The sequence below is a fragment of the Flavobacterium sp. genome (assembly GCF_046153165.1).
Classification (GTDB): Bacteria; Bacteroidota; Bacteroidia; order Flavobacteriales; family Flavobacteriaceae; genus Flavobacterium.
This window is the reverse complement of sequence record NZ_JBJXEN010000052.1, coordinates 1-8,823: the sequence shown is the minus strand read 5'-3', so window position 1 is coordinate 8,823 and position 8,823 is coordinate 1. Positions and strand designations below refer to the sequence as shown.

Sequence of the window (8,823 nt, the reverse complement as noted above, 5' to 3'; positions counted from 1 at the left end):
TTTGCACTTTATGGCGTTTTTTGACACTTTTTGGGCATAAAAACCAGTAAAAAAAGAACGTGTTATTCATTACAAATCTAACGAAAAAAACAACTCGAAATAGTAGTTTTGATAAAATTCATTTTATGAAAAAAACGCAAGAAGTTATTCCGCTTTTCAAACAATTTATAAAAGATTCCGAAACAGGAAAAAGACTAAAAAAAAATGGTGAACGAATTACTCCTAGTTCGACCAAAGTGTATAAATATGTTTTGCAAAATTTAACTCAGTTTAGTATCGAGGCAAAATTTGAATTGCGGATTTGTAGTATTTTAAGATTAAGTACTCGTGAGCTTCAATCGGAAAAAAGTTATTGGAAAAAATTTTATAAAGCTTTTACCGAGTTTATGTACAAAAAAGGTTGTTTTGATAATTATGTGGGATCTAACATAAAAATAATTCGTGTTTTTTTTAATTGGCTTAAGGAAGAGAAAGATATTTATGTGGGCGATTTTCACAAAAGCTTTTATATTCGAAAAGAAGAAATTGATATTTTAGTTTTAACTCCAGATCAGCTTAAGTTTTTAATTCATAATAAGGTGTTCGAAAAAAAGCTGACTTCTACCCAAATTAAACTAAAAAATATTTTTGTTTTTGGTTGCACTACTGGACTTCGTTTTTCAGACATTTTTTTGCTAACCAATAAGAATTTTGAAAAAACTAATAATGAGTGGTATCTAAAAGTAAAATCTCAGAAAACAAAAACCTACAGTTTTATAAAACTACCCAATTATGCGGTAGAAATTTACCAAAAATATATTCCGAAAAATAGCAGCACTCCAGTTTTTGGAGAGAAAAACTTATCTAATTTTAATAGATCTCTAAAAAGAATTGGTGAGATGGCAGAGTTTACAGATGTTGTAGATATCTCACGAGAAAAACAAGGAGTTACTAAAAAAATTACAGCAAAAAATGCTAAAAATCGTTTCTGTGATAATATGAGTTCTCACATGATGCGACGAACTGCAATTACAACAATGCTTATTTTAGGTATGCCAGAACTTTTGGTTAGAAAAATTAGTGGTCATAGTAGTGCTAGTAATTCTTTTAATAGGTATGTTCATTATGCGCAAACTTATATAGATAAAGAATTGAGCAAAGTGCATGATAAGTTAGAAATGTATTAGTTTTTTATAATTTTACTCAAGTCGAACATTGGTGCATACATAGAAATCATAATTACGCCCACAATTACACCAATAACGATAATAATCATTGGTTCTAGAATTACACCAATCATTTTTGTTTGATGACTAATTTCTTCGTTGTATTGTTCTGTCAATCGGTCGAACATAATATCTAATTGGTTTACTTGTTCGGCAACTTCGACCATAGAAACCATTTTATTTTCGAAAACGGAATGCTTCTTTAAGCTTTCATTTAATGAGGCTCCTCTTATTATATCTTCTTTTATGGTTTCGATAGCTATTTCGATTGGGTAAAAACCTATCATTTTTGCTGTTAGTGATAAGGAATTAATTAAGGTTGTTTTTGATGTTATGAGCAACTTCATCGACTGGCAAAAACGAGAAATGTATATTTTTTGTATTAAACTCCCAAAATATGGAATTTTAAGCATCATTTTTGTTGTAATGGCACGATAGCTTTTCTTCTCTTTTAACAAAGTATGCATAATGGCGAATCCCATTATCAGACCAAAAACAATTCCGAAAATTGTTCCTGAATGATTTGATATCTTTATAATAATTTGTGTGCTTTTAGGTAGTTCGCTTCCAAATTGTTTAAATACCGAACTAAACATGGGCACCACTTTATTCAACATAAAATAAAGCACCAAAATAGTCACTGTCATTACAATTGCTGGATAGGTTAAAACGGAAATGATTTGGCGTTTCATTTGGATTTTTCTATTGAAATATTTTTGTAATTCGCCCAAAACTTCTTCCAGTTTCCTGGTTTCTTCTCCTATTTGTATGCTATAATATTCGTATGCAGAAAACTGATTAGTCTCTCTCATCGATTCATAAATACTTCGTCCTTCGACTACTTTGTCTTTAATTTGGATGATGATTTGTTTCTCGAACTTATTGCTGGATTGATTGCTCAGAATTTCTAATGCTTTCTTGAAATCGACCCCCGATTTTAGCAACATTCCCAGTTCACGATAAAAAACTTCTTTCTTTTTATCCGAAAGCTTTTTAGAAAACTGAAAATTTCCAGTTTCAATTTTGAAATTGACTTTCGGTGTTTTTTCGCTTTTATAGGTGCTTAAATCTAAACTCATTATTGTTTTGTTTTTTGTAACAATTCGTTAGCATATACTTGTTTGTAGAAATTTAAATCTAAATCACTTTCGTTAACTTCTACATTTAGTCTTAACTTCAAAAAAACTTTTTTCTGGGTATTACTTTTTACCGAATCGATCATCAGGTGTTTTAATTTTACTTTGAAAGTGTCTATAAATTCCTCTCGACTTCGTAATATATAATCATCCAGAAAATTATATTTTACTACTTCGCCTGAATATCCATTAAACAGGACTTCATTGTCTATAACGCTCATTTTTTCGTTGTCGAAAATATCTTTATTGATACTATAAGTTAACCTGTTTAAATCGTTAACCAATGCGTTTTGGTTTTTATAGTCCAACATTCTTTCGGAAACAATCGAAAAAATAACAAATACAATTCCCATAATAATCGCCGTAATCGCCATGCCGATAATTGCTTCTATTATAGAAAATGCTGCAACTGTGTTTTTTTTACTCATTGGTTTGAACATAAAAACTTTTATCGAACTGATATTTTGTACTATCCTTATATTGTATGGTTACTTTTTTTAACTGATCATTAATAATTTCTTCCTCAATAATAAGATTGTCGTCTTCATTTTCGGTAGTTAACGAATCATTTTTTAGTTGTGCTAAAAAGAAGAGTTCGTTTACTTTATTCTGAGTACCATAAAATTTTGCTGCTGTTCTTGGCGTAAAGACCGCAGCAAAAATCATAATAGCAATATACAAACACACCGAAATAATAGTTAGCGCAATCATAGATTCTAAGATAGAATTTGCTTTTAGATGTAAGTTACAATACTTTTTTAAGAATACCATACTCAGTTTTTTTTGTTTCAAATAGTGGAATTGCTATAAAATATTTTGGACGCTTGGTCGTATTTATTTCTATATCAGAAATCATATTATCGTAAGTAGATGAAGTTGTTTTGAGATAAAAACGATTTGTATAAACAGATCCATAAACTTTACTTTTTAAATCTAATCTTCCAGTACAATAAATGTCTCCAAAAATTAATCCTTCTTGATCTATTTCAACATTATTTTTATTGATGTTTTCTAATGCATTTCCAAATAAAACTACTGCTCCAGTAATTTTAGATTCTTTTTTAATTTTGATTAAACTTTCTTCTGATGTTGGATTATAAACACAGACTACCGACGGATAGTTTAAGATTACTTTTTGTTCTAACTCGATTCCTTTACTTGCAAATGCTTGGACTGTTCCTGTAAAACCTTCTTCGAAAGTGATTTTGGGTGCAATGAGAATTACATCTTCTAAAACGGTATTTTTCTTCACTCGAATAGAATCTTTAGACCGTAAAATAAAATTTCCTTTGAAGTTTATATTACTTAAAACGGAATTTACATAAACTTCTTTGGTTGTATTATGAAAAGAATTAAAAAATAGAGAATCTTTTGGTTTTTGAACTTCAGATAATGTAGTTTTTTCAGCATTTATTCCCTCGAATATTTTTTTAAAATTCGCATTTATCTCTGGCAAAATTAACTCTGAAATGGTGGTTTTTCCTTGTGTAATTAAGTTATTGGGTTTGTTAGTAATATAAGATGTTTCGATATAAGTTGTCGGCAACATATTATCGCCAACCAATTTAACAGTTCCAGAATAAGATAGCGATTTGGTAAAATTAGCCAGGTGAATCGCTGTTTTGTCTAAAGAATAGCTTCCAACAAAATGTGCCGAACTAATCGTATCATTTCTTAGAATTGAATTTGATAATAACATGGTTAATAAACCATATTGCTTTACGTCATAATTACCTTCAATTCCTGAGTTTTCATCAATGGGTAATTCTTCTTGAGATATTTGATTTCCCAATGCAAAATTCACTACAGATTGATTGTGAATGTACATTTCTTCTTGAAGGTTATAATGCAAATTAAGTTGGTTGTATAAATTAGCAAAATACAACAAAGCACCACAAATGATGGAGATGATCAAACAGATATATATGGCGTATAATAAGCTATGCGCTTTAACCATTCGTCTTTTCTTTCGTTTGTTTTTTACTGAATAATCTCTTAAAAAATCCTTCTTTTTCAGGTTTTGTTTCTGAAGTAGTTTCTAGTTTTTTAGAAGCGCTTTTTTTAATTCTATCTTCTTTTTTTACTGACTTTATTTTTTGTTTTTCTTCCTTAATTTTTGTTTTTTCAGCTTTAGAAGGCTTCACTTTTTTTACAAAAACTATACCTCTTTTATAAATCACAGTGTCTTTTTTGATATAATCAATCCAAAGACCATGCTTTCTGCCAGACTTAAAACTTCCTTTTTCTATAAGCAATCCGCTTTCGTTATAACGAAAAAATTTCCCAGATTCTAAGCCATTACTCCATTTCTGAGTCGTTTCTAACATTCCATTTGTAAACCAAGTTTTCCACAAACCAATTTTTAATCCTTTTTTGAATGTTCCTTGTTCCGCAAGCTGGTTACTATGATACATTTTTATAAACTTGTCTTGTAACAATTCACCAGTCATACCTGATTGTGAATTGTGAATTAAACCACCCTTAAACCAATAATATATTTTATTGCTTTTGGTTTTTATTTTTTTGTCAGTTGTGTAAAATTCATACCTGAAATTCGCATCTGAAATTCGCTTTATTGTATAAGGATCAGAAAATGATATTAATAAAAATCCACTTACTAGAGCTAAAAATATTGTTAAGACTTTTGTTTTCAAGGGTATAAATTTTATTTTAAAACGTGTGCAAGATATTAAATTTATTTTTTAATGTGATTAAATTTAGGTTTAGTTAATAATGTATTGATCTTTATTATTTTAATAAATTCATAACTAATTATTAAACATGATATTGTAAAAAAACCCAAAAAATAAAATTATATTTGCAAAAATTTAACAATACTTATAGTGCTAAAAAATAAAATACAAATTTTAACGTTTATCCATTCGATTGGTCTAATTGCATTAGTCTGCTTTTTAATTTTTAGAAGTTTTTTTGCCTCTGAAGAGATTGTATATGTTGATAATATAAAGTTGTTTGATGGTTTTTATATGACAAAAGAGATGAAAAAGATTGGAGAGAAAGAATTTAATGCTAGAAAAACTATTCTAGATTCTCTGTATTCTAAATTGCAATCTAACTCGGTCTCAGAAATTGAAAAAAAGCAAATGATGTCACAATTTGTAAAAGGAAAAGAAGAATTGGAACAATTTAATCAAAATTTTGCAGGAGAAGAGAGTTTAAAAATCTGGTCTCGAATTCATAATTATATAGATGAATACTCAAAAGAAACTAATTACAAATTGATAATAGGATCCCAAAATAAAGAAACTATACTTTTTGCAAGTGAAAAAATTGACAAAACAAATGAATTACTAGCCTACATAAACAAAAAGTATGAAGGAATTAAATAAGTATTACTTCATACTGTTAATTTTTATTTTATTTTCTTGTAAAAAAGAGGATAAAGCAACTGACGATTCCGAAATACGGGATCGTTATTTTAATTTAGAGAAAATAGGTTGGAAATCTAGAGTTTATAATCAGTATGTAGATGATATTAATTTTACAGCAACAGAAGTTCCTATCCAATATTATTTATTAAAAGATAAAGGAAACGAAAACTTAAAGCTTGTAGATTCTTTATATGAAGAGAATAAAACAGAAAGGATAATAGAATTCACCTTTCATCAAGATGAGGAGAAAGACTTACTCAAAAATAATTTTACAGGAATGTCTTATGAAGACGGTGTAAAATACATGTCTTTTGGATTAGATAGAGATTTTTATGTGATTACTTCAACAAAAGATACCATAAAATGCTCAGGGGTTCTTTACGAAAGAAGTTATAAAGTAGCACCTTTTCAAAAGGTACTTTTAATGTTTTCAGGAATAGATCCTAATGATAAAATACAATTAGTATACAACGATTACCTTTTTAGAAAAGGAACAATGAAATTTAAGTTTAAAGACCCATATACAGAAATAGCCTTATGAAGCAAATTAGAGAAAGCAAGTTTTCAAAAATCGTGGCCTATTATTTAATGATTATGATGATTTTGCAGGTTACACAGCCTATGCAAATGTATGCATTAACTGGCGGTCCTACTCAGCCTGAGTTTAATTCGTTTACACCTATTGGAACATCTGATATGGTCGATTTAGCTAGTGGAGATTTTAATTATAATATACCTATTATGGATGTGGGTGGTTATCCTTTAAATTTAGCTTATAACTCAGGAGTAACAATGGACCAAGAAGCTTCTTGGACTGGGCTAGGATGGGACTTGGGTGTTGGACAAATTGCGAGGCAAGTACGAGGTATTCCAGATGATTTTAATGGAGATCAAATGGTATATGAAAACAACATGAAAAAGAATACTACCATAGGGAGTAATTTTAATGTTTTTCTTTCTCCTTTTGGAGTGGGCGAAACGCCTAAGTCTGGTGGATCTGGTGGTGTTAGTGCTAGCGTTGGTTTTGGAGTGGGTATAAAATACAATAGTTATGATGGTTTTGGATGTTCTACAAATGCAGGTCTTACATTTGCAATTGGTGATAATCTTTCAGTAGGAATGCAATTAGAAAACTCCTCTACTGATGGTGTTTCGGCATCCCCTAGTATTTCATTAAGCGCAAAAACAAAAGAAAAAGAAGGAAAAAATACGGATCTTTCAGTGAGTGCTGGAGTATCTATGAATAGTAGAAAAGGTGTGGAGTCTGTAACTATGTCAGCTTCTGCTAAAAGGGTTACAGAACAACATAAAGATGGATTTAGAAACGATAACGGATCTATTGGTGAACGTGGTACTTCAGGAAATAGCTACGGAGGTTCTATAGGTGGTGGTTCTCTTTCATTTGCTCCTGCCGATTTTACTCCTTCAAAACGTGTAGGAATGTCATCAGTAAATGCAATGTTTAACTTAAATGTTGAGGGTGCAGTTTATGGTGTAGACCCTGGATTTAAATTTTCCGGATATAGAAACAGTCAAGGAATTAAATCTTCTGAAAAATTTAAAATAGAAAAAGCTTTTGGTTACGAAAACACATCTAATGCTGGGTCATCAGACATCCTAGATTTTAATAGAGAAAAAGACAGAACCGTAAATAGAAATACCGTTAGTCTTCCAGTTACAAATTATACTTACGATTTATATAATGTACAAGGACAAGGCGTGGGCGGTATGTTTAGACCTTACAGAAGTCAAGTAGGTTATGTTTATGATAATTTTACACAAGATGACAGTGCCTCTTTAAATATTGGTGTTGAGCTTGGTGCAGGAGCAGGTGCTCACGTTGGGGTTGATTTGGACGGAACAAAAAGTAAAAGTTATACGGGGTTATGGGAAGATAATAATCCTGCCTTAAGTCGTTTTAATGAAAATGAAACAGGTAATAAGCCTAATTATGAAAAAGTATTATTTAAAAACATCGGAGGAGCTCATGTAGATAAAGACATGATTCGTCTATTAAATAATGAATTAGGGGGATATGAGCCAATAAGTTTTAAGCTAACAGATAATGCTAAATTCCATAGAAACACCTCTTTGCAATATTATAAAAATGTTTTTGATGACGCTAGTGTAGTTAATTTAGGCTCTCAACCATACATCAAAAGAGGTAATAACAGATTAAATAGAAACCAAGTTATTCAAAAAATATCTAGAGAAGAAGCAGGTAAATTTGGTTCTAAAACATTTAGCCCATATAGCAAAAAATCTAATAAAAACCACACAGCTGAGATAAGAATTATAAAAGATGGTGGAGAACAATATAATTATGGTAGAGCAGCATATAATAGTGTAAAAAGAGAAGTAACTTTTGATGTTTCAGGCGCAAACGGAAATTGTAAAACAGGATTAGTACAATATAACCCAGGTAAAGACAATTCTGCTAAAAACTCAAGAGAAGGTGATCAATATTTTAATAGAATTACAACACCTGCTTATGCACATAGTTATTTGTTAACTTCCGTTTTATCATCAGATTATCAAGATACCGATAAGGAAAAAGGACCATCTGATGGCGATTTGGGGACTTACACAAAATTTTCTTATACAAACAAGAGCGTGTCTAGTGATGGTGTAAAGACGCCTTATAAGTGGAGGGTTCCTTACGGACAATATCAAGCTAATTACGACGAAGGTTTAAGATCGTCTGTAAAAGACGATAAAGGAAGTTACCAATATGGGGAAAAAGAATTGTTATATATTAATAAAATTGAAACCAAGACTCATGTAGCAATTTTTACAATCTCTGAACGTAAAGATGGTCATGGTGTGATAGATGAAAATGGAGGTGGAGCAACTTCCGAAGCATCAAAGATGTGGAAATTAGATAAAATTTCTTTATATTCTAAACCCGAATATTTGGCTCACAAAGACGATTTAGAAAATGCGGTTCCAATAAAAGTGGCACATTTTGAATATAATTATAGTTTGTGTAAAGGAATAGAAAACAACATAGACTTTATTAATAAAACATCTGGATTAGAAAACACTGAAGGTGGAAAACTAACACTTAAAAAAGTATATTTTACTTATCGT

At 30.3% G+C, this 8,823-nt stretch carries 9 protein-coding genes; 4 read left to right on the top strand and 5 right to left on the bottom strand.

Features of this window, described 5'->3' with window-relative positions:
• The first annotated feature begins 125 nt into the window (after positions 1 to 125).
• Positions 126 to 1,166 carry a tyrosine-type recombinase/integrase gene (locus ACKVOV_RS06450; protein ID WP_409205941.1) on the top strand — a complete coding sequence of 347 codons (1,041 nt, stop codon included), beginning with the start codon at positions 126 to 128 and terminating at the stop codon, positions 1,164 to 1,166.
• On the opposite strand, the gene ACKVOV_RS06445 is transcribed toward ACKVOV_RS06450, so the two are convergent.
• Genes ACKVOV_RS06445 through ACKVOV_RS06425 form a run of 5 tightly spaced genes read right to left on the bottom strand, consistent with a single transcriptional unit; the run spans position 1,163 to position 4,995 of the window.
• The gene (locus ACKVOV_RS06445) at positions 1,163 to 2,284 is read right to left on the bottom strand and encodes a type II secretion system F family protein (RefSeq protein ID WP_409205940.1); all 1,122 of its coding nucleotides are present in this window, start codon (positions 2,282 to 2,284) and stop codon (positions 1,163 to 1,165) included. The two genes, ACKVOV_RS06450 and ACKVOV_RS06445, sit on opposite strands and share 4 nt — an antisense overlap.
• A complete protein-coding gene (locus ACKVOV_RS06440) occupies positions 2,284 to 2,769 on the bottom strand; it encodes a type II secretion system protein J (protein WP_409205939.1) in 486 nt (161 codons plus the stop codon). The genes ACKVOV_RS06445 and ACKVOV_RS06440 overlap by 1 nt, the downstream gene beginning before the upstream one ends.
• Positions 2,762 to 3,112 carry a hypothetical protein gene (locus ACKVOV_RS06435; RefSeq protein WP_409205938.1) on the bottom strand — a complete coding sequence of 117 codons (351 nt, stop codon included), beginning with the start codon at positions 3,110 to 3,112 and terminating at the stop codon, positions 2,762 to 2,764. Before ACKVOV_RS06435 ends, ACKVOV_RS06440 begins: the two co-directional genes overlap by 8 nt.
• Complete coding sequence (locus ACKVOV_RS06430) at positions 3,087 to 4,298, bottom strand: hypothetical protein (protein WP_409205937.1); 1,212 nt, start codon at positions 4,296 to 4,298, stop codon at positions 3,087 to 3,089. The genes ACKVOV_RS06435 and ACKVOV_RS06430 overlap by 26 nt, the downstream gene beginning before the upstream one ends.
• On the bottom strand, positions 4,291 to 4,995 hold the full coding sequence (locus ACKVOV_RS06425) for a toxin-antitoxin system YwqK family antitoxin (RefSeq protein WP_409205936.1): 705 nt from the start codon (positions 4,993 to 4,995) through the stop codon (positions 4,291 to 4,293). Before ACKVOV_RS06425 ends, ACKVOV_RS06430 begins: the two co-directional genes overlap by 8 nt.
• Positions 4,996 to 5,184: 189 nt before the next feature.
• Here ACKVOV_RS06425 and ACKVOV_RS06420 point away from each other — a divergent pair, with 189 nt between their 5' ends.
• The 3 genes from ACKVOV_RS06420 to ACKVOV_RS06410 all read left to right on the top strand — a co-directional run.
• A complete protein-coding gene (locus ACKVOV_RS06420) occupies positions 5,185 to 5,691 on the top strand; it encodes an OmpH family outer membrane protein (protein WP_409205935.1) in 507 nt (168 codons plus the stop codon).
• Entirely contained in the window at positions 5,675 to 6,274 is a 600-nt protein-coding gene (locus ACKVOV_RS06415; RefSeq protein WP_409205934.1) for a hypothetical protein, read from the top strand. Before ACKVOV_RS06420 ends, ACKVOV_RS06415 begins: the two co-directional genes overlap by 17 nt.
• The coding region (locus ACKVOV_RS06410; RefSeq protein ID WP_409205933.1) for a hypothetical protein at positions 6,271 to 8,823 on the top strand (2,553 nt) is incomplete at its 3' end. The genes ACKVOV_RS06415 and ACKVOV_RS06410, both read left to right, overlap by 4 nt.

Bases quoted from the DNA above. Each gene is read 5' to 3' on its own strand.
- ACKVOV_RS06440 (WP_409205939.1), bottom strand. From the start codon at position 2,769: ATGAGTAAAAAAAACACAGTTGCAGCATTTTCTATAATAGAAGCAATT.
- ACKVOV_RS06415 (WP_409205934.1), top strand. From the start codon at position 5,675: ATGAAGGAATTAAATAAGTATTACTTCATACTGTTAATTTTTATTTTA.
- ACKVOV_RS06450 (WP_409205941.1), top strand. From the start codon at position 126: ATGAAAAAAACGCAAGAAGTTATTCCGCTTTTCAAACAATTTATAAAA.
- ACKVOV_RS06435 (WP_409205938.1), bottom strand. From the start codon at position 3,112: ATGGTATTCTTAAAAAAGTATTGTAACTTACATCTAAAAGCAAATTCT.
- ACKVOV_RS06445 (WP_409205940.1), bottom strand. From the start codon at position 2,284: ATGAGTTTAGATTTAAGCACCTATAAAAGCGAAAAAACACCGAAAGTC.
- ACKVOV_RS06430 (WP_409205937.1), bottom strand. From the start codon at position 4,298: ATGGTTAAAGCGCATAGCTTATTATACGCCATATATATCTGTTTGATC.